Below are 19,563 nucleotides of genomic sequence, written 5' to 3' on the forward strand. Positions count from 1 at the left end.
AAATCCCCCTTTTTCTATTTTGACAATCTCAAAGATTCAATCTTTTCAAGAGCGTCGTTAGCTACTTGGCTCATTTTATCGAAGGGAATAGTAATTTGCTTACCTAGCTCGGTATGCAATTCGGTCATCTGACCGTTTTCAGATCCAGGGTTCAAGGTGGTTAGGTTCAGGGCGAAAAGGAGGATTCCCGCTGCTATCATGCTAACGCCCCAGTTTTTTAACTCGAAAAGGTGGAAGGGGTTCGTGCTAACCATGTTTTCCCTATACCGATTCTTATCAATAGCCTTCATAACGTTGATTTTGATATCTAGAGGAGGATAGAGGATTACTTGCTTTTTTGCCAAGCTCTCTAATGTCTCCTGAATAATTGCAACGATACTGCGGCATTCAGGGCAATTCGCTAGATGAGAAGCCATTTCGTCTCGTTCTGCCTCGCTCAAACTGTATTTAACGTAGCTGTGCCAGTTGTCCCGGCTTCGATAACAGGTCATGGTCTTCACCTCCAGAAGATGTAGGTTGGAGTTTGTCTCTTAACATTTTTCGACCCCGAAACAACCGAGTTTCCACCGTTCTTTTGGGTATATCCGTTATGTCTGCAATTTGTTGGGGGCTGAAGTCTTCAAAGTAGTATAGGATAAGGACTGTACTGTAGATTGCCGGCAGGCTCCCGACCGCTGCTTGTACTTCAGAGGTAATCTCCTGCTGTAGAAACAAGTCTTCTGGGCTGTCTTCGTCAGAACAGAGATTATCCAGACTGAAAGATTCTACATATGTGGGTTTTTTCTTCCGACACCAATCGAGGCAATGGTTTACTGCAATTCGGTAGAGCCAAGTGGAAAACGCAGAGCCCTGTTTGAATCCAGCAAGATTGTTATAGGCCTTGATAAAAATATCTTGGGTGAGGTCTCGGGCGTCTTCAACGTTCTGAGTATAATAATAAACTGTCCTGTATAATCCTGTCTGATAGCGCTCCACGATATCTCCATATCGCTCGCCATTTCCTGCTAGGATAGATTTAATTAATTCTTCATCCCCTTTGAGGATGTTTTGAGCTTCATCATCATGCAAATACCGTTCACCGCCCTTACTATCTTTTAGACGTATCGATGCTGGATTATACTTCAATTGAAATGAAATTCTTAATTGAATACCTTAAAAAGAAGAACCTCGCCGGTCTTTTGACTGGGGAGGTTTCCGTTAGATGATTAGCAATTTATATTAGATATAGAGGTTAAACCGGTTGTTTCACCTTGCGCTGAAAAAATAGAAATATCGGGAGAGGAACGATAATCCAACCGAAGCTCTTAATTAGGCTATTTAGGGCTCTTTGTTTGGTTAAGGATCGTTCATCATTAACAATTCGATCGTATTGCTCTTTTAACTCTGCATCACTTAGAGTTTGAGTTGGATTAGCTGGCGTTGGAATCTCTCCTTTATATTGGGGTTGCATCTTATATTGCTCAAAGCTCTGATAATAACCAGGTGGAGCAACAATATCAGCCACAGCCATAAAAGCCGCTACTGTCCCCCCAATCGTCATCATCAACGTTGCAAATAGTATCAAATAAACATAGACAGTTTTAATCATTTCGTTACCTCTTTCCACAGATTCTTCGTTGCCTTTTTTAATTCCTATCACACTTGCTATGATTAAAATGATTAGTATTAAAGGTACGATACCGATCAGAATGCTCATTGTTATGTTGACCACCTCACTTTGCTTTATTATTAAGTAGATTTACTTCTACAGATTTCACTATAAACCCTTTTTAATGTTTTTAGTAAAATTTGATTTTATTTTGAAGCTGGTTAGCAAGCTTTAGTATATACATATTACTGATAAAAGTCCCGCAGGGGTAAGATTAGATATATTGTTTTTGGACAGATTAAGGCATATAGTATAAAGAACTATTGGGGAGAATGGGATTTGAACATATTAAGTAAATTTCTCACACCATCTCGGGTGTTGGTAGTAGGTTTTGCTTTGCTCATTCTGTTTGGGACTTTATTGCTTACCGTTTTATTTGAAGCCACTTCTGCTTTCGGAACAGTAGGCCTGTCGTTAGGATTAACTCCTGATCTAACAGTCATTGGTAAAATAGCTATTATTATAACCATCACTGGAAGGGTGGGTCCATTAACTTTGGCGTTTGTGCTTACTCAGAAAAAGAAAAATCAAGCGAATTATAAATATCTGGATGAACGAATGCTGATTGGCTAAAGGAGGTAGTTGTTAATGCGTAGACAATTCGTAGTCATTGGCTTAGGCAGATTTGGAACAAGTGTCGCAAAAATCTTAAGCGACTTAGGACATGATGTTCTAGCAATGGATAAGAACGAACATGCCGTCCATGCCATCATGAATGATGTAACCCAAGCGGTACAGGCTGATGGACGAGAGGAAGAGACACTTCGAGCTTTAGGAGTGCGAAACTTTGATGTTGCAGTTGTAGCGATGGGGGATGACTTAGAAGCAAATATATTGATTACCCTGATGTTGAAAGAAATGGGAATTCCGACTGTAGTTACCAAAGCTCAATCGTCTCAGCACGGAAAGGTTTTGGAAAAAATCGGAGCAGATCAAATTATTTATCCGGAACAAGATATGGGGATACGCTTAGCTCATAACTTAATTCGTTCGAATGTCATGGACTTTATAGAATTATCCCCAGATTACAGCATTTTTGAAATTGCCGCTCCCAATCGTTTTCTTAAGAAAACGATTGGAGAATTAAATCTAAGAGCTGCGTATGGAATTAATGTCATGGCCATTAAGAAGAAGGGAGAGCATATTGTTATTGCGCCAGGAGCAGAGGATGTCATAGATGAAAAGGATGTATTGGTGATCGTTGGAAGTAAGAATGCACTTTCTAAATTACCTGGTTAAATAAAGGAATGGCTTAAGTCAAATAAACAGTGATGCAATTCCAAATAAAATCGTCGTTAAGCCAGCCGCAATTAACGATGGTTTTAACTTTGATCGCGCATATTCCATTACTGGCAGATCGAGTATTGCGCAGAGGGTTATGGAATTATCACTCAAAGGGGAGGCGAAAGCTCCAAACGTTCCACTTGCAAAAACGGCACCAATGACGAGGATAATATTTGATCCGGTTTGGTGGGCGAGAGTTACTGCCAGGGGCATTAACAGGCCCCAGGTTCCCCATGATGAACCAATAAAATAAGCTATAAAGCTCCCTAAGATAAAAACTACAGGTGCGATAAAGGTTTCGGGGATCCAACCAATCAAATTTGAAGCAATATAGGTGGAAAACCCTAAATCTTCAGAGACAGCGGATAAGGCCCAAACTAAGGCAAGCATAAGGATAACAGAGACCAATTCATTGCCTCCATCAATGAAATGAGTAACGATTTTTGCAACGCTGAAACGTTGCAAAAGGAAAAGAAGCAAAGATAAAAATAATGTAATGAAGAGCGCCTCAAGCATAACTCCAAGTGCGTCTGCCTTAACAAAGGCATCAAAAAAACTTATTGCCTTGGGCTGACCATTTCGCCAACTTAGATACAAAGTCATAACTAAGATAATACCCAAAGGCAATAATAGATTTAGAGGCTTACTGGGAGTTTCTTTTTCATAAGCTTGCATACATTTTTGCAACTCTTCTTCCTCTCGCTGGGCATCAGAATCTTCAACCATATCTCCTTGCATATGGTTGCTCATTTCTCTAAAAAAGCTATAGTAAATTCCTATTCCAATTATAATAAGTGAAAAAAAGTTAAAAGGTATACTCTTTATGAAGATACTGTAAGGGGATTCATTAATGCCGACCTGTTGCAACGCTGTCCCTATCAAAGATACCATATATCCGACAAAGGCAGTCGCTACAGGTACAAGGGCAACAACCGGATTGGAGGTGACTTCAATCATGAAGCCGATCTTCTGAGTAGAAATCGGTAATCTTCTTTTCAGCAGTTTCATGATGGGTGCAACAGTTACAATCCGAAAATTGGGATTATTAAAGGTCCCAATTGTTGAAAGCCATATAAGAAGCATGGCCGAGCGTTTTGTTTTTACTTTTCGACTTACTAAGTCAACAAAACCTTTAATTCCTCCAGTCATCCTGGTTAAATTGATGAGGCCAGCAAACACATAGAGGAAAATAATTATACGTATATTATTGGGTTTTACCAAATTGTTAATCAGATAGGAGATAAGTGTAATAATTCCTCCAAAGAGATCCGGTTGAATAAGATAACTTCCTAGGATCAAACCCGCAAACAATCCTGGCAGAACCTGTTTAGTTAAGACCGCTATTGGAATGACAACGATAAAAGGCAATAGTGAAACCCATGAATTTTCCATGTATGACCTACTTTCCGTTTCCGAGTATTTATAAATCTCTCAAGAACTAATTGAATTAAAGATTTTTGTTCAAATTTTACTCACTAATATATTATCTCCAAATTGGCAATCATATATTAAGGTGGCAATCATCGATTCCTTAATGCAATCAAAGAAGGAATCTCTAAATATTTATCGAATTGTAACAGATGTGATTTATTGTTTGTGAGTAAACTTTAATTTGATAAGGGGATTTTATTTTGGAAAGACAGCAAAGCAACCCGAGTCGTATGGTCGTTATTGAAGACAAACGCAGTGGTGAACGTTTTCTGGTTGACCTCTTAAGGGGGCAAACTTATGACAAAGAACAATATACTAAGATTACCTATGAGGTCCCGTTAAAAAAGGAATTCTGGGATTTGCCTCGATTAACTAAGTCTAAGTAAGGGAGCAATTTTTGCGAAAAACATTCTAAAATTAAAATATAGACGCCCTAGAAGGGTGTCTATATTTTAATTCAAGTATAAGTACGACCTTATTTGTTCCAATTATACTGCTTATGCAATAGCAACTCATAACCTTGTTGAAATTATTTTAAATAATTTCTGATACCGCTCGCATGGTCTGAGTAGTGGCGGCGAAACTCTGAATGGTAGCTGTCATTTCTTGGTTAGCTGCCGCTTGTGTATGTGCGACATTCATTAATTCTTCAACTTTTCGCATAAGATGATTAACTTTATTATCAATCGTTGAAATGAGTTTCTTAGTATCAGTAACTGATTTTGCACTATTTTCGGCCATTTTACGTATTTCATCGGCTACAACGGCAAAACCACGCCCAAATTCGCCAGCTCGTGCAGCCTCAATAGCCGCATTTAGGCCTAGGAGCCTTGAATTAGTGGCAACACTATTTACAAAATCTAAAATGTTATTAGTTTGCTCTATCAGTTGCAGAATATCCTGAGTTTGTTCTAATACCTCAGATACATTATCGGATAATAATAATGCGGAGGATGCTAAATCTTCTGTTGTAGCTGACAGTTGGTCAGCCGAAGATGAAATATTCTCAGTTATCTCTTGTAGAGCAGTTTGACCTTTTAAACTTAACGCAAGAGTCAGGGTTCCGATAATTGTATCGGAATTATTTTTTATAGGTAAGGTTGAGGATTTAAATGCTACGCCATAGAGTTCCTTTGGCATAATGCCTATTTTATGGACACCAGTCTTTAAGACAACAGGGATATGTCCTTTTTCGGGGATGGGGCTCCCTATTAAGTTAGATTGCTTTACAACAGCTTCTGAACCCATAAAATAATTCCTGAATTTTTCTCTATCAGTTATTATCACAGTATTCTCTATCGGTATCACTTGATGAAATAACGATGCGATTTTTCCAATAATTTCAAAAATATTTTCTTCATTTAAGTTATTCAATGTTGCAGTGTTTTCCATATATACGCCTCTTTCTAAATAGATTCAATGAGCTAAAGTGATAAACTTTCTAATTGAAATCTACATCGTTATCTAAAAAAAGTATATTAAGTTCATAATTAATTAAAGGCTTAAAACGAGCGCCCACTTTTTCCCTTTGTGAGCGCTTCGCATATATGGTTTTTTTAAGTCTTATCCCTGTACATCATTGTGGGCAGCAGGAGCCCCAGCGAGCTTAGCCAACAGCTTGGTGATGCCATAGATACCAGCAATGAAGATAGCTCCGCCGATCAGTTCGATTGCTATCCATTGATATACATTTACGACAGGGACTGTTGCAGCAATTGCTTTGTCAGTCGCCGCCTTCATAGCGGAGATCGCAGCAGGATTACCTCCCGCTGCAACAACACCATTGGCGTATCCTGCAATCGTATGTGCTGCAATGGCGGCAACTGTGTATACGCCAGATACAGCGCCAGATACTGTGAAACACATAAAAGCATAGTTGTTAAACACCCAGGGAAGGATGTCCTTTAAAAATACGATAAGAGAGACAAACAATGCGATATAGATCAGTTTGGATATGAACATAGCTTCTACGGTATGGGGGTCAGTGACTTTTGCCATGTCCCCGCCTAGCATAGGGACAGTTGCACCTACCCAATATGTGATTAGAACAAGATTAAGCAGGCCAAAGGCACTTCCTATTAAAATCGCAGGTGCTTCCTTAATGTTCATGTGTGACATAAAGAAAAAGATCATAATTAAAAATGCCGGCCAAGTAGCTAAGTGTCTAGGCTCTAAGATTAATTCACCTGCCATAATAAGTACCAGTAATAAAGCTAAGAAGATAACGTTCAGTTTGTTGAAGGCACTTGCAAGAGAAGCCATTTGTTCATCCTCCTTATATTTTTTTAAGTTATTTTGGATTAGAAAATTTCGCCTCCTCTTGTATGCTGGTATGTCATCCATCACATCTCAGCCCAAATTATTTTATTTGATTCCCTCAAAACTAATATGCAACTTTGATGCCTGAAATTGTTTAAATATTCTAAATAAATTGTTTATAGAAACAAAAAGTGTCTTAGCCTAATATTGAAGGCCAAAGACACTTTTTGGAGTGAATAACTAAGCTATTTTATTGAGTCTACAAAGTTAAGCCGATATTAAATCTAATATTAACAACTTTACGGATAAGAAAGGCGAGTATAAATAGGGATGTTTAGAAAATTACTGTTTCAATTATATACATATCGTATAAATGTTATACACAGAAGTCGCATGGTCTTAAACAGATCGTTTAGTCATTTCTATATATAGTATTTACAATTCTTTAGGATTGGAATAAAGGTTTGAAATTTTCGGAAAATATTGAACAGAGCAAGGGACCTATGAGGTGCTACTGCCTTTTGAAGTATCTGGTAGCCAAGGATATACTCGCGAGAGATAACTCTAAAAGAAACTGTATGGTATATATACTGATATCGATGAAGTATTTCTCTGGTTTGTTTCAATTCCATACAGGTATATTTTTTAGTGCAAATCTTATATAGGCGCTACTGTTAAAATCTAACTAATTATGTTATTCAGATTAATATGTCTAGCCTTGGAAGATAGGAATATTAATTAAATTACCAGGGAACGTAAGAAAGTATTTTCGTCTATTAAGAGCAGTTGGCATGGTTCTTGTAATAAAGAGATAAGAATCCTATTTACAGAAGCTCATGTAAAAGGTAATTTAAAAAACTTAAACTTGAGTGAGGTGAAAAATACCAACCCTAGAGATTACATTTAAAAATTTGATTTAAGAAGGACGTGTTTTTTATGGCTAGCAGATATACTTACAATAACCGTGATCACAAGTTTATTATCAAAGAGTGGTTAGACGGCAGAAAAATCCTTGGATTAAAGCGTTTTGAGAATCATCTGAGTTTTGATGATGTTGATGCAATTCTCGATGAATCCTTAAAAATGAGTAGAGAAGTATTAGCTCCTACTAATGATGACGGAGATAATATAGGTGCAAAGTTTGTTGATGGGAAGGTTATCGTTCCCCCATCTTTCCATAAAGCCTTCAAGTTTGTCGAAGAAAATGGTTGGGGAGGAAGTAACAAGGATATCGACGGAGAAGGCACTTTGCCAGAGATTTTAAGCGAAGCTGTTCGTGAATTTATGATTGGTGCAAATCCATCAATGACCCCTTATTTCGGTTTAGCAGGCGGTATTGCATCCGTAATTAAGGCGTTTGGCTCTAAAGAACAAACGGATCTCTACACTTCGAATATGTTCCAAGGGATTTGGGGCGGTACTATGTGTTTAACTGAGCCTGGAGGCGGTTCAGATGTCGGAGATATGACTTCTAAGGCATACCCAACGGATAACCCGTTATTATATAAAGTAAAAGGAACTAAATGTTTTATTACTGGTGGAGATCATGACCTTACTGAAAATATCATCCATCTTGTGTTAGCACGAATTGATGGTGCTGCCCCTGGCACTAAAGGTCTGTCTCTATTCATTGTTCCAAAAATCAGGGTTAATGAAGATGGAAGCCTTGGAGAACCCAATGATGTCACTACCGTCGGAATTGAACACAAAATGGGTCTAAAAGGTTCGTCCACTGCAGTCCTCAGCTTCGGCGATGAAGATCAGTGCTTTGGCTACCTGTTAGGCAGTGCACCCGATGAAAAAGGGTTCGGACAAGGTATGGCTCAAATGTTCAAGATGATTAATGGGTCAAGGATGGATACCGGGCATAGCGCTCTTGGCGTAGCATCCGTAGCCTACAACAACGCGGTTGAATATGCTAAAGAACGTGTTCAGGGCCGTCCTATCACTGACCCGAGAGGTAAACGCGTCCCTATCATCCAACACGAAGATGTTCGTCGCATGTTACTTACTCAGAAGGCTACATTAGAAGCAATGCGTGCCATGATATTCCAAGGATATTACTATTTGGATTTAATTGATTTTGGTGGTGCACCTGAAGAAGTTGCACAAGCTAAACGTTTCATAGAAGTCATTACCCCTTTAGTCAAAGCGTATTGTTCAGATCAAGGTTGGTTAATGGTTACTGAAGCGATTCAAGTCTATGCCGGCTACGGATTTACAGAGGAATACCCTGTAGCGCGCAATGCCAGGGATATAAAGATTTACTCCATTTGGGAAGGTACTAACTTTATTCAGTCCATGGACCTTGTTGGTCGTAAGTGGAATCTGGAAAAAGGCGGTATATTCAAGGAGTTTTTGCAAGCGATTGGTGCTTTCGTTCAAAGTAACCAAGGAAATACCGAATTTGCTCGTGAATTTGGGTTGCTCGGAGAAGCATTACAGTCGTATGTAGACATGATGACTACAGTGTTTGGCTACTTTAAAGAAGATATCAGAATGGTGCCGTTGTACAGCACGAGAATTTTGCGGATTACAGCGGAGCTATATAGTGCTTACTTGTTACTGCAACAAGCTTTAGTTGCTCATAAAAAAATCAAAGAAGGTACTAAAGACGCTTTCTATACTGGAAAAATTCAAACCGTTAAATTCTACGTTCGTAATATTTTGCCTGATGTTATGGCTACTGTCCGAATCATTAAAGAAGCTGATACCTCAGTCATCGACATGCCAGAAGAAGCTTTTTAAAGAGATCTGAGGTAACTGAGAAAGATGAGTATAGAAAAATGAGTACAGAAATGTTTCAAGAGCTGTTGCCAAAATTTTTCTTTATACCCGGCGAGCATCAAGGACGATACCCTTACTGTAACGGTTTACTGATCGATTCAGATCTTAAGGTGATCGTGGATGCAGGATTTGGACAAAGCCGCAGGGAGGCTATACTGGAAACCGGTCATGTGGACGTGATTATTAATACTCACTTTCATCTGGATCATGCTTTTGGAAACAAGTGTTTTCCGGACGCAAGGGTTTGGGCCCACGTTCTGGATGCGCCAGCCTTGCGCAGTCAGAAGGAGTTTTTAGTTTATACGGGACTTAATCGGAACCCAAAATTTCCTGAGGGATACCCGTTTCCAAATGCCATGCTAGGTCGTGTGGTAGAAAGAGAACTGGTAGACGGCGAGACTTTGGATTTCGGAGATATTGTATTACAAGTGCTTCATACGCCGGGCCATACCCCAGGTCACATCTCCTTGTATGAACCAAAGGAAAGAATATTGTTTTCGGGGGATATTGACCTATCCCCCTTCGGACCTTGGTATGGCAACGCAAGTTCGAGTATTGAAGAGTTTTCTGCCTCCATCAGACGGTTAATCGAGTTAAATCCTAAAGTAATGCTGACGAGTCATTCTGGTATGGTAACTGATAATATCCAAGAAAGGCTAAGAGAATACGCAGAGAAACTCGATCAACGGGATGAGAAAATCTTGCAGAATTTACGTGTTCCCTTGTCTAAACAGGAATTAATGGAAATGAAAATAATATATAAGCGCTACCCTGAACCTCAGAGCCTTTATCAATATTTCGAAGAAGTTATGGTTGAAAAACATCTGCGGCGCTTAATAAGACTTGGAAAAATCTCTTTCGAGCCTAATCAAAAGTATAAGGCTTATGCCTGAAAGGTGGTTAGTCGTTATGGATGTAAAGACAGCAATTCTAGAGCGGCGAAGTATTCGCAAGTTCAAATCAGATCCTGTGCCTGATGATATGTTGCAAGAATTACTAGAGGCGGCTCGTTTAGCTCCGTCAGGAACAAATCATCAACCTTGGCGTTTCATCATAGTTAAGAATCAGAACGTGAAGGAAAAAATCCAAGCTGCTGCATTCAATCAAACGTTTCTTAGTGAAGCTCCGATTCTTCTAGTCTGTTGTGCAGATCTTTCAACCTATGCTAACAATACTAGGAAAAGGTTGCAGGAACTGATCGATTCCGGAGTCTTCGGGCCAGAGGCTTTTAACAATTATCCCGATGTTGATAAGCCAATAGATGCTAATACCCTAAAAGCCTTTGTTCCTCACGCAATGTTGAATGTAGCTCTTGCCATAGAACACATTGCCTTGCGTGCAGTGTCCTTGGGTTTAGGGACGTGCTGGGTCCAATTAATGAAGGCGAAGAAGATAGCCGAGATCTTGGAGTTACCAAATAACCTTGTAGTTACGGCTTTATTGCCGGTGGGTTTTCCAAATCAAAGTCCGGCTCTCCGCCCCAGGGTAAATGTTGAGGAGATTGTTTATAAAGTATTTGAGTAATCGGAATTTTTTGGAGGTGTATTAGATGAATGTTGAAGATATCAAAAAAATTTGCGTGATCGGGGCCGGAAATATGGGCCATCAAATTGCAGTATGTTGCGCCTTAGCAGGGTATAGAGTATCCGTAACAGATATTAGCCAAGAGATGTTAGATAAAGCTGAAGCCTTTGTCAAGGGATATTTACCGGAACGCGTTGCAAAAGGGAAAATGAAGCAGGAACAAGCTGACATGGCCTTAGCAAATCTTAGTTTTACTGCCAGTCTGGAGGAATCTGCTGGAGATGCTGACTACGTGATCGAGGCTGCAGTTGAGAAAATGAATATCAAACGGAAACTCTTCGCAGATTTAGATAGGATCGCTCCTCCCCACGCTATTCTGGCTACTAATAGCTCGTTTATTGTCAGTTCTGAGGTTGCGGATGCTACAATGAGGCCTGAAAAGGTTTGTAATATGCATTTCTTTAACCCTGCCTTAGTCATGAAACTAGTTGAGGTTGTGCAAGGACCTCATACTTCCATGGAAACTGCTCAAGTTACAATGGATTTAGCAGCAAAACTTGGTAAGAATGGAGTTTTACTCAAAAAGGAAATCTATGGATTTGTCGTTAATCGTATCTTAGCAGCCCTAAATAATGAGGCTATGTTTCTAGCAGACATGGGCATTGCTACCCCTGAAGAGATTGACATTGCAGTCACCAATGCACTGGGTCATCCTATGGGACCATTCCGTTTAATAGATCTCACAGGTATAGATTTAGCGTACTATGTTGGAATGGAACGCTACCAAAATACCAGAGACCCAAAAGATAAACCATCACCATTACTTGTTGAGAAATTTACCAAGGGAGAGTATGGCATTAAGACTAAAAAAGGTTTTTACACCTACGAATGAGAACCTAAAAAGTTTTATTAAACAGAATGCAAAATACGGAGGTTAATTAAATGATCAAAGAAGCGGTAATCGTATCAGCTGTCCGAACTCCTATTGGTCGAGCAGGAGGCACTCTGGGAAGGATTGCTCCCCACCTATATGGAGCGGAAGTAATTAAAGAAGCAGTTAAGCGCATTGGTTTGGATCCACTGGAAATTGAAGATGTGATCTTTGGCAATTGTTTGAATGCCGGTGGCAATATCGCTCATTTATGCTCCCTACAAGCGGGCTTACCCATGGAAATTGCCGGAATAACCATAGATCGGCAGTGTGGCTCTGGTTTAAATGCTGTCAACTATGCTGCTCAAGCTGTGATGGCAGGTATGGGAGATGTATATGTTGCGGGAGGAACAGAGAGCTGTTCTCTGACACCCTATGTCATGGAACATACCGATTTCTTCAGCAGGACGCCACCAAAATTCCGCAGTTTCCAGTTATCGACTGAGGAAATTGGAAACCCGCCAATGGGGATCACAGCAGAAAATTTGGCGGTGAAATATCAGATTAGCCGCCAAGAACAGGACGAATTTGCTCTAAGTAGCCAGCAAAAAATGGGTATAGCAATGGAAGCTGGCTATTTCAAAGATCAAATTCTCACGCTCACTATTCCAGTTGGCAAGAATAAGTCAATTATGTTTGACACTGATGAACACCCCCGTCCTCAAACTACGATAGAGGGCCTCGCTAAACTTAGTCCAGCCTTTAAAACTGGCGGGACTGTCACGGCAGGAAACAGTTCTGGTGTAAATGATGCTGCCGCTGCAGTTGTTGTAATGTCCGCTGATAAGGCTAAGGCCCTCGGTTTAAAACCTTTGGCTAAAGTACGCACATTCGCTGTCGCTGGTGTTGATCCTAACATAATGGGAATCGGACCAGTGCCGGCAACCAGAAAAGCCTTGGCTCATGCTGGACTCGCCCTGGCTGACATAGACTTAATTGAATTAAACGAAGCTTTCGCAGCTCAAGTACTTGCTGTAGACAGAGAGCTTCATTTCGACATGTCTAAAGTAAATGTCAATGGCGGGGCAATTGCTCATGGTCATCCTATTGCAGCTACAGGAGCAATTCTTACAGCAAAATTAGTTCATGAGATGAATCGCAGGGACGTCCAGTTTGGTCTAATCACTGCTTGTATTGGCGGAGGGCAAGGAATTGCAACTATCTTTGAAAGAGTTTAATTAATGACCATCGTTTAATCCCCTCCTCTAACTGGGTCAACAGTTCTGCGGAGGGGTTTCTAATATTGGTTGGCATTATTTTTGCATTTAAAGGTAATACTGAGGGCTTTATTCGGTATTAGGAGGAATGAAAGTGGAAGGACATGCAATAAATAGTATTTGCATTGCTGGGGCAGGGAGCATGGGCCATCAGATTGCCTTAAATGCTGCATTAGCTGGTTTCAAAGTAATATGTACGGATGTTAACGAAGAAGTTTTGCAGAAGGCGGAGCAATTTGTCTCAAACTATCTGCCGGAAAGAGTTTCTAAAGGAAAACTCAAGCAAGCAGATGCGGAAGCTGTAAAAGCGAATCTTATATTTATTTCTGATTTAGCTGAGGCTGCTCGAGAAGCTGATTTGGTCATAGAAGCTATCATAGAAAAATTAGAAATTAAGCGTCAGTTATTTGCTCAATTAGATAGCTTATGTCCGCCACATACTATTTTAGCAACCAACAGTTCATATATTGTAAGTTCTAAAATTGTTGATGTGACAAGTCGGCCTGAGAAAGTTTGTAATATGCATTTTTTTAATCCGGCTTTGGTTATGAAGCTTGTGGAAGTTGTTAAAGGACCCCATACGTCAGAGGATACCACTAGCAAACTAATGGATATTTGTGTGCGTATGGGAAAAACCCCGGTGTTATTAAAGCAAGAAATCTATGGGTTTTTAGTTAACCGAATTCTTGTTGCTATTAGAAACGAGGCGATTTATCTGCTTGACATGGGGATAGCCAGTCACGACGATATTGATAGGGCGGTTACATTAGCCTTGGGGCATCCTTTGGGGCCTTTCGGTTTAATGGATCTGACGGGAATAGATCTTACCTATTACAGGGGCTTGGAGCGTTATCAAGAGACTGGTGATCCAGCAGATCGTCCTTCCCCAACGATTGTTCAGAAGTTCATACATAAAGAGTGGGGAAGAAAAACAGGCAGGGGATTTTACGATTATTCTGTAAAAGATTGAGAACGATGTCATTGAAATGCATATCTAAATTGTCCTTCTATTACATAGTTAAAGATTTTAAAGTGCTTAAATTTTTGGGGGGCGGGATAAGCAGATAGGAGGAGTCGCTATGGAGGTCACTGATGAAGAGCTTAGTATTATTAAACAAACGGTCAGAACTTTCGTCAGAAAAGAGGTAGATCCTTTAGCTGAACAGATGGAAGAAGAGGAAAAAGTTCCTCTCAGTTTGTTGGACAAAGCAGCTGAGATCGGTTTGTTCGGGCTAAGCATGCCTCAAGAGTACGGTGGTTTAGGCGCTGGAATGGTCGGTAAAGCCATGGTTTATGAAGAATTAGGGCGTGGACCGAATTGTTTTTCCTCCATTATTGGTTGCCATAATGGAATTGGCAGTGTAGGGATTGTAGCGTGCGGCAATGAAGAACAAAGGCAGCGTTATTTGCCTAAAATGGCTACTGGCGAAATAATAGGAGCTTTTGCCCTTACAGAAGCGTCTGCTGGCTCTGATTCAGGTAATTTAAAAACGACGGCGGTGCTGAAGGGCGATCGTTACATTCTAAATGGGACCAAGCAGTTCATTACTAACAGTGATGTTGCCGGTGTTTTCACTGTAATGGCGGTAACCGATAAAAGCAAAGGGAGCAAAGGCATCACATCCTTTATCGTAGAGCGTAGTTTTAAAGGTTTTACTGTGGGGAAATTTGAGAAGAAAATGGGATTGCACGGTTCTCAAACGGCCGAGCTAATTTTTGAGGACTGTGAAGTACCCGTTGAAAACGTTTTAGGGGAGCTGGGGCAGGGATATGTCAACGCCCTAAAAATCTTGGCTAATGGTCGCGCGGGACTAGCAGCCCGGAATCTTGGCTCCAGTCAAAAATTACTGGAGATTAGCATCAAATATGCATTACAACGTGTACAATTCGGTAAGCCAATTTTTGAAAACCAAATAATACAGCATTATTTAGCCAATATGGCTATAGAAATTGAGGCCTTACGCAGTTTGACTTATGATGTTGCACGAAGAATAGATAAAGGAGAAAAAATAATCAAAGAAGCTGCTATCGTGAAAACATTCGGTTCGGAGGTCTTTGGTCGTGTAGCTGATATGGCTGTTCAAATCCATGGCGGTATGGGATATATGAGGGAATGTGAAGTAGAACGATTCTATCGTGACGCTCGAATTACTCGTATCTATGAAGGAACCTCAGAAATTCAACGCAATATTATAGCTGCCCAGCTGAAGAAAGAATTTTCGTTATAGGTTAAAGGAGGTGAGGATGATGCAGGAGGCAGTTATAGTAGCAGGGGTACGTACAGCGATCGGCAGAGGGGGTGGTGCTCTTGAATCAAAAAGGTCATGGATTAATAGAATACAAATGAGAGTGTGCTTTTAGGAGAGCGCACTCTCATTTGTATTAAAACTGTTTTAATTAAAAAATTTCAATTTGGGAACGAAGTTAGAGGTTGATTCCATTTAAGTGGGATTTTCTATCAACTTCTTTAACGTTATAGTGAAAAAATTGATTATTTCTAACCTTCAAAAAAATCTTTTATATATGGTAACATTCTTATATAATGTTTACTTAGGATACAATATAAATGGGGGATGGAAATGAGTGTAAGGGCCCACGCCATAACAAGCAGCATAATTCCGCACTGGGATCGTGAACTCTTATTCGAAATTCTGAATAACATTCATGATGTGGTTCTTGTTATAGATTCAGAAACAACCGTTGTCTATGCGAATAAGGCTTATGCCAAGATTTTAGGAGTACCAGTAGCTAGGGTCTTAGGTCGAAGACTGGATTCGATTGAAACAGCTTCAGCGAAAATAATTGAAGTATTACGCACGGGAAAGCCCAGTCAAGGCCAAGATCACGTGAAATCTTTGAATATTCATGTGGTTGGGAATTCGTTTCCTCTATTGAATGGTCAAGAAGTTATTGGCGCTGTATCGATCTTTAAAAATATTACGGAAGTCGTTGAATTAAATACAGAGTTGCAGAGAACAAAGGGCGTAGCAGATTACTTAAAAGAGCAATTGGAACAATGGGAACATTTGCCCCTTTCCTTCAAGGAATATGTGGGACAAAACAGTCGTCTCAAGGAAACTCTAGTGTTAGCAGCTAAGGTAGCTCGTACAGACAGTACCGTCCTTATCCTTGGTGAAAGCGGAGTTGGCAAAGAAGTACTGGCTAGGGCAGTTCATAATAGCAGTCGACGCAAGGATAAGCCTCTAATTAAAGTGAATTGTGCTGCTATACCTGAAGATTTAATTGAGAGTGAACTGTTTGGATATGAAGACGGTGCTTTTACCGGTGCTAAAAAGGGTGGAAAACTTGGTAAGTTTGAATTAGCTCATTTTGGAACAATTTTCCTGGACGAAATAGGAGATATGAGCTATACGATGCAAGCAAAACTATTGCGTGTATTACAAGAAAAAGAGTTTGAACGGGTAGGAGGCACTAAAACTGTCAAGGTCAATATTCGAGTTATAGCAGCTACAAATCGGGATTTAGCTTGTATGATTGAAAAAGGTACTTTCCGGCGTGACTTATACTATCGGCTGAATATTGTTCCCCTCAAGCTGACTCCTCTGCGTGAACGAAAAGATGATCTTATGGCCTTATCGAAAACATTCCTTGATCAATTTTCTCGGGAAGTTGGTCACGAGCTGATACTGTCTCCCCAAGTGGTTCGGTTTTTTCAGGATTATGATTGGCCGGGAAATATTAGGGAGTTGCAAAATGCACTTGAACACGCCAGCATTGTGGCTAGTGGAACAACTATCGAACTTCATCACTTACCAGCGCACTTAATTCCAACCTATGAGGATCGTTCGAGTAGTAAGGAAAAGCCATTTGATGTAAAGGAAGTTATAGGCAGAGTGGAGAAGGACCTGATTGTTTCTGCCTTAGCAACTTATAACAATAATCGTACTAAAGCAATGGCTGCGTTGGGGATTTCAAGGCGTGCATTTTACGATAAGTTGCGCAGGTATGGTATTGAAGAATAGGTTGTGTACTTTATATACTTAATCCTTATGTATAAGTGTTTTATTGTTTCAATTATATACATGAATTAACCCTCTTTAGGCTAAGTTTCTAGTCTTAAGGGGGTTTTGCTTTATGGCATAATTATTGCAAATATAGAAATAAAGAAGGCTGAAGATTTGAAAAAAAAAGGAGTGTATTCAGTAAATAATAGACTCTCAACAAGGAGGTAGGACAGACAAATGGCTTACGAAACAATCATAGTGGAAATCGAAGAAGGAATTGCTACGATAACTTTAAACCGGCCAGCGGTATTAAATGCCCTGAATAATCAGGTTTTTAATGAGTTGGCGGAAGCGGCCTTGAGTTTGAGTGCAGATAATTCTGTTCGGGTAGTTGTTATCACTGGTGGAGATAAAGTTTTTGCGGCGGGAGCTGACATTGGTCAGATGGCCACTTCTACGGCAGTCGATGTGGCGACTGGGGAGAAAGCTTCACACAGGGCATTTCAACTTCTTGAAAATATGCCTAAACCAGTCATAGCCGCGATATCCGGTTATGCTCTTGGTGGCGGATGTGAACTAACGTTAGTCGCTGATGTTCGTATTGCGGCAGACAACGCTCAATTTGGATTGCCGGAAATAAAACTGGGAATTTTGCCGGGGGCTGGTGGAACCCAACGTTTGCCGCGCTTGATCGGTGCTGGGAGAGCAAAAGAGCTAATATTCAGCGGAGATTTTATTAAAGCTGACGAGGCCTTACGCTTAGGTCTTGTGAATAAAGTGGTTCCTGCGGATCAATTGGTTGCTGAAACGAAAAAAATGGCAAAACGGTTTGCTGCGAGGGGAGCAGTGGCCTTGCGTTTGGCTAAATCGTCAGTGAATGAGGGACTTAGAATGGATTTGGAAGCAGGACTTGAATATGAGCATAAATGCTTTAGCTTGCTCTTTGCAACTGAAGACCAAAAGGAAGGTATGAACGCTTTCTTAGAGAAACGCCAAGTGAAGTTTCAAGGAAAATAGGGCTTTTGATACTAACCGCAGGCAGAAGTCCAAATAACTGAGGAGGAAGTAATTTTGAGAACAGCAGAACAGTATATTGCTAAACTAAAGACAATGCGTCCAAATATCTATTTAAATGGTGAAGTTGTCTCTAGGGATGATTCGCGTCTAAAGTATGGAGTTAATACCATTTCGGAGACGTTTAACTGGGCTATGGACCCAGCCAATGAAGAATTGCTTACGGCAAAATCTCATCTCACTGGAGAAAAAATCAACCGTTATTGCCATATCCATCAATCCCCGGAGGACTTATTGAAAAAGCAAGAAATGACGCGGTTTTTTTGTCAAAAGGTTGGAGGGTGTATCCAACGCTGCATGGGCATTGACGCTCTTAATGCTTTATCCGTAGTTACCAAAAATATCGATCTTGAGATGGGAACTGAATACAATGAGCGTTTCCTAAATTATCTGAAAAAGTATCAAGAAGAAGACCTTGTTGCTAACTGCGCTCAAACCGATGTTAAAGGGGATCGTTCCCTTCGTCCCCACCAACAGACTGATCCGGACCTTTATCTTCGAGTTGTGGGAAAGACGGATGAAGGGATTATTGTACGTGGCTGTAAAGCCCATAACACAATTGCCCCTTACGCGGATGAAATTATTGTCGTGCCTACAAGGATGATGACTGAAAAGGATGCGGATTGGGCGGTGGCCTTTGCGATCCAAGCGGATGCGCCGGGAGTCTCCCAGGTTGTGCGGGTTTCCAATCCCAGACCTAGAGAAGAATTGCAGGCTCCGTTTAATAACTATGGATCAGCAGATTCACTGACAGTCTTTGATGATGTCTTAGTACCTTGGGAAAGAGTCTTTATGTGTGGAGAATATAAATTCGCCGGACAACTGGCTTCCTTATTTGCAACTTATCATCGCCATAGTTATACCGGTTGTAAGCCTGCTACGACAGATGTGCTCATGGGCGCGACTGCATTAGTTGCGGAGTATAACGGCGTAGAAAAATCCAGTCAGGTGAGAGAAGAGTTAGCCGAACTTGTAACAATGGCTGAATTAGTATTTGCGGCAGGTATCGCAGCATCCGTTAAATCTACCAAAGCTCCTTCAGGTACTCAAATTCCAGATATCGTCTATACAAACGTAGGTCGTTACCATGCGGGGATTAATGTCTACCGCGAACACGAGATTCTTGCAGAAATAGCAGGGGGATTACCGGCTACTCTCCCCTCAGAGAAGGAATTCTTTAATCCGGTTATCTCTGATTTTATGGCAAAATACATCATGCGTAAGGATGGCATTACGGCTGAGGCTCAGCATCGTTGTTTCCGGATGATTAGTGATCTGTTGTGTTCGTCGCATGCTGGAGTCGTTCAGGTTGCCGGAGTGCATGGCGGAGGATCTCCTATCATGGAACGTATTGCTATAACTGGCCAATATGACATGAAGTCCAAGAAAAATCTTGCCAAATACCTTGCTGGAATTAGGGATTGATACTGACATAATATGGGT

At 40.6% G+C, this 19,563-nt stretch carries 19 protein-coding genes; 13 read left to right on the forward strand and 6 right to left on the reverse strand.

Going from position 1 to position 19,563, the window contains the following annotated elements:
* Positions 1 to 14: 14 nt before the first annotated feature.
* From BUB11_RS11810 to BUB11_RS11820, 3 genes are all read right to left on the reverse strand, one after another.
* The gene (locus tag BUB11_RS11810) at positions 15 to 491 is read right to left on the reverse strand and encodes an anti-sigma factor family protein (RefSeq protein WP_073029950.1); all 477 of its coding nucleotides are present in this window, start codon (positions 489 to 491) and stop codon (positions 15 to 17) included.
* Positions 448 to 1,125 (reverse strand): RNA polymerase sigma factor, encoded by a 678-nt coding sequence (locus BUB11_RS11815; RefSeq protein ID WP_242947526.1) that lies wholly within the window; start codon positions 1,123 to 1,125, stop codon positions 448 to 450. Before BUB11_RS11815 ends, BUB11_RS11810 begins: the two co-directional genes overlap by 44 nt.
* A gap of 106 nt (positions 1,126 to 1,231) precedes the next feature.
* Positions 1,232 to 1,696 (reverse strand): hypothetical protein, encoded by a 465-nt coding sequence (locus tag BUB11_RS11820; protein ID WP_242947527.1) that lies wholly within the window; start codon positions 1,694 to 1,696, stop codon positions 1,232 to 1,234.
* A 231-nt stretch (positions 1,697 to 1,927) separates the two neighbouring features.
* Between BUB11_RS11820 and BUB11_RS27030 the strand changes: the two genes are divergently transcribed.
* Positions 1,928 to 2,221, forward strand: a complete 294-nt coding sequence (locus tag BUB11_RS27030; RefSeq protein ID WP_242947528.1) for a potassium transporter TrkG — start codon at positions 1,928 to 1,930, stop codon at positions 2,219 to 2,221.
* A 15-nt stretch (positions 2,222 to 2,236) separates the two neighbouring features.
* Complete coding sequence (locus BUB11_RS11830) at positions 2,237 to 2,887, forward strand: potassium channel family protein (protein ID WP_073029953.1); 651 nt, start codon at positions 2,237 to 2,239, stop codon at positions 2,885 to 2,887.
* A gap of 18 nt (positions 2,888 to 2,905) precedes the next feature.
* On the opposite strand, the gene BUB11_RS11835 is transcribed toward BUB11_RS11830, so the two are convergent.
* Positions 2,906 to 4,324 carry a Na+/H+ antiporter NhaC family protein gene (locus BUB11_RS11835; protein ID WP_073029954.1) on the reverse strand — a complete coding sequence of 473 codons (1,419 nt, stop codon included), beginning with the start codon at positions 4,322 to 4,324 and terminating at the stop codon, positions 2,906 to 2,908.
* 239 nt (positions 4,325 to 4,563) lie between these two features.
* On the opposite strand from BUB11_RS11835, the gene BUB11_RS11840 reads away from it, so the two are divergent.
* A complete protein-coding gene (locus tag BUB11_RS11840; RefSeq protein ID WP_034600576.1) occupies positions 4,564 to 4,749 on the forward strand; it encodes a hypothetical protein in 186 nt (61 codons plus the stop codon).
* Between the two features lie 148 nt (positions 4,750 to 4,897).
* Here the strand turns inward: BUB11_RS11840 and BUB11_RS11845 are convergent, their stop codons facing one another.
* Positions 4,898 to 5,755 carry a methyl-accepting chemotaxis protein gene (locus BUB11_RS11845; RefSeq protein ID WP_073029955.1) on the reverse strand — a complete coding sequence of 286 codons (858 nt, stop codon included), beginning with the start codon at positions 5,753 to 5,755 and terminating at the stop codon, positions 4,898 to 4,900.
* Positions 5,756 to 5,926: 171 nt separating this feature from the next.
* Positions 5,927 to 6,625, reverse strand: a complete 699-nt coding sequence (locus tag BUB11_RS11850) for a hypothetical protein (RefSeq protein ID WP_073029956.1) — start codon at positions 6,623 to 6,625, stop codon at positions 5,927 to 5,929.
* A 933-nt stretch (positions 6,626 to 7,558) separates the two neighbouring features.
* Between BUB11_RS11850 and BUB11_RS11855 the strand changes: the two genes are divergently transcribed.
* From BUB11_RS11855 to BUB11_RS11900, 10 genes are all read left to right on the forward strand, one after another.
* Entirely contained in the window at positions 7,559 to 9,370 is a 1,812-nt protein-coding gene (locus BUB11_RS11855; RefSeq protein ID WP_073029957.1) for an acyl-CoA dehydrogenase family protein, read from the forward strand.
* 38 nt (positions 9,371 to 9,408) lie between these two features.
* Positions 9,409 to 10,302, forward strand: coding sequence for an MBL fold metallo-hydrolase (locus tag BUB11_RS11860; RefSeq protein WP_084110264.1), 894 nt, complete (start codon positions 9,409 to 9,411; stop codon positions 10,300 to 10,302).
* A gap of 16 nt (positions 10,303 to 10,318) precedes the next feature.
* Positions 10,319 to 10,933 carry a nitroreductase family protein gene (locus tag BUB11_RS11865; protein ID WP_073029958.1) on the forward strand — a complete coding sequence of 205 codons (615 nt, stop codon included), beginning with the start codon at positions 10,319 to 10,321 and terminating at the stop codon, positions 10,931 to 10,933.
* Between the two features lie 25 nt (positions 10,934 to 10,958).
* Positions 10,959 to 11,825, forward strand: coding sequence for a 3-hydroxyacyl-CoA dehydrogenase family protein (locus BUB11_RS11870; protein WP_073029959.1), 867 nt, complete (start codon positions 10,959 to 10,961; stop codon positions 11,823 to 11,825).
* Positions 11,826 to 11,875: 50 nt separating this feature from the next.
* The gene (locus BUB11_RS11875; protein ID WP_073029960.1) at positions 11,876 to 13,042 is read left to right on the forward strand and encodes a thiolase family protein; all 1,167 of its coding nucleotides are present in this window, start codon (positions 11,876 to 11,878) and stop codon (positions 13,040 to 13,042) included.
* Between the two features lie 127 nt (positions 13,043 to 13,169).
* Positions 13,170 to 14,051, forward strand: a complete 882-nt coding sequence (locus tag BUB11_RS11880) for a 3-hydroxyacyl-CoA dehydrogenase family protein (protein WP_073029961.1) — start codon at positions 13,170 to 13,172, stop codon at positions 14,049 to 14,051.
* 109 nt (positions 14,052 to 14,160) lie between these two features.
* On the forward strand, positions 14,161 to 15,309 hold the full coding sequence (locus BUB11_RS11885; RefSeq protein ID WP_073029962.1) for an acyl-CoA dehydrogenase family protein: 1,149 nt from the start codon (positions 14,161 to 14,163) through the stop codon (positions 15,307 to 15,309).
* Between the two features lie 351 nt (positions 15,310 to 15,660).
* On the forward strand, positions 15,661 to 17,064 hold the full coding sequence (locus tag BUB11_RS11890) for a sigma-54 interaction domain-containing protein (protein WP_073029963.1): 1,404 nt from the start codon (positions 15,661 to 15,663) through the stop codon (positions 17,062 to 17,064).
* 219 nt (positions 17,065 to 17,283) lie between these two features.
* Entirely contained in the window at positions 17,284 to 18,063 is a 780-nt protein-coding gene (locus BUB11_RS11895; protein WP_073029964.1) for an enoyl-CoA hydratase/isomerase family protein, read from the forward strand.
* Between the two features lie 54 nt (positions 18,064 to 18,117).
* Positions 18,118 to 19,545: a 4-hydroxyphenylacetate 3-hydroxylase family protein gene (locus BUB11_RS11900; RefSeq protein WP_073029965.1), complete on the forward strand. Its 1,428-nt coding sequence runs from the start codon at positions 18,118 to 18,120 to the stop codon at positions 19,543 to 19,545.
* Positions 19,546 to 19,563 lie beyond the last annotated feature (18 nt).

The sequence above is a fragment of the Desulfosporosinus lacus DSM 15449 genome (assembly GCF_900129935.1).
GTDB lineage: Bacteria > Bacillota > Desulfitobacteriia > Desulfitobacteriales > Desulfitobacteriaceae > Desulfosporosinus > Desulfosporosinus lacus.

Bases quoted from the DNA above. Each gene is read 5' to 3' on its own strand.
- BUB11_RS11810 (WP_073029950.1), bottom strand. From the start codon at position 491: ATGACCTGTTATCGAAGCCGGGACAACTGGCACAGCTACGTTAAATAC.
- BUB11_RS11860 (WP_084110264.1), top strand. From the start codon at position 9,409: ATGAGTACAGAAATGTTTCAAGAGCTGTTGCCAAAATTTTTCTTTATA.
- BUB11_RS11875 (WP_073029960.1), top strand. From the start codon at position 11,876: ATGATCAAAGAAGCGGTAATCGTATCAGCTGTCCGAACTCCTATTGGT.
- BUB11_RS11855 (WP_073029957.1), top strand. From the start codon at position 7,559: ATGGCTAGCAGATATACTTACAATAACCGTGATCACAAGTTTATTATC.
- BUB11_RS11880 (WP_073029961.1), top strand. From the start codon at position 13,170: ATGAAAGTGGAAGGACATGCAATAAATAGTATTTGCATTGCTGGGGCA.
- BUB11_RS11895 (WP_073029964.1), top strand. From the start codon at position 17,284: ATGGCTTACGAAACAATCATAGTGGAAATCGAAGAAGGAATTGCTACG.
- BUB11_RS11885 (WP_073029962.1), top strand. From the start codon at position 14,161: ATGGAGGTCACTGATGAAGAGCTTAGTATTATTAAACAAACGGTCAGA.
- BUB11_RS11890 (WP_073029963.1), top strand. From the start codon at position 15,661: ATGAGTGTAAGGGCCCACGCCATAACAAGCAGCATAATTCCGCACTGG.
- BUB11_RS11845 (WP_073029955.1), bottom strand. From the start codon at position 5,755: ATGGAAAACACTGCAACATTGAATAACTTAAATGAAGAAAATATTTTT.
- BUB11_RS11850 (WP_073029956.1), bottom strand. From the start codon at position 6,625: ATGGCTTCTCTTGCAAGTGCCTTCAACAAACTGAACGTTATCTTCTTA.
- BUB11_RS11830 (WP_073029953.1), top strand. From the start codon at position 2,237: ATGCGTAGACAATTCGTAGTCATTGGCTTAGGCAGATTTGGAACAAGT.
- BUB11_RS11870 (WP_073029959.1), top strand. From the start codon at position 10,959: ATGAATGTTGAAGATATCAAAAAAATTTGCGTGATCGGGGCCGGAAAT.
- BUB11_RS11820 (WP_242947527.1), bottom strand. From the start codon at position 1,696: ATGAGCATTCTGATCGGTATCGTACCTTTAATACTAATCATTTTAATC.
- BUB11_RS11835 (WP_073029954.1), bottom strand. From the start codon at position 4,324: ATGGAAAATTCATGGGTTTCACTATTGCCTTTTATCGTTGTCATTCCA.
- BUB11_RS11865 (WP_073029958.1), top strand. From the start codon at position 10,319: ATGGATGTAAAGACAGCAATTCTAGAGCGGCGAAGTATTCGCAAGTTC.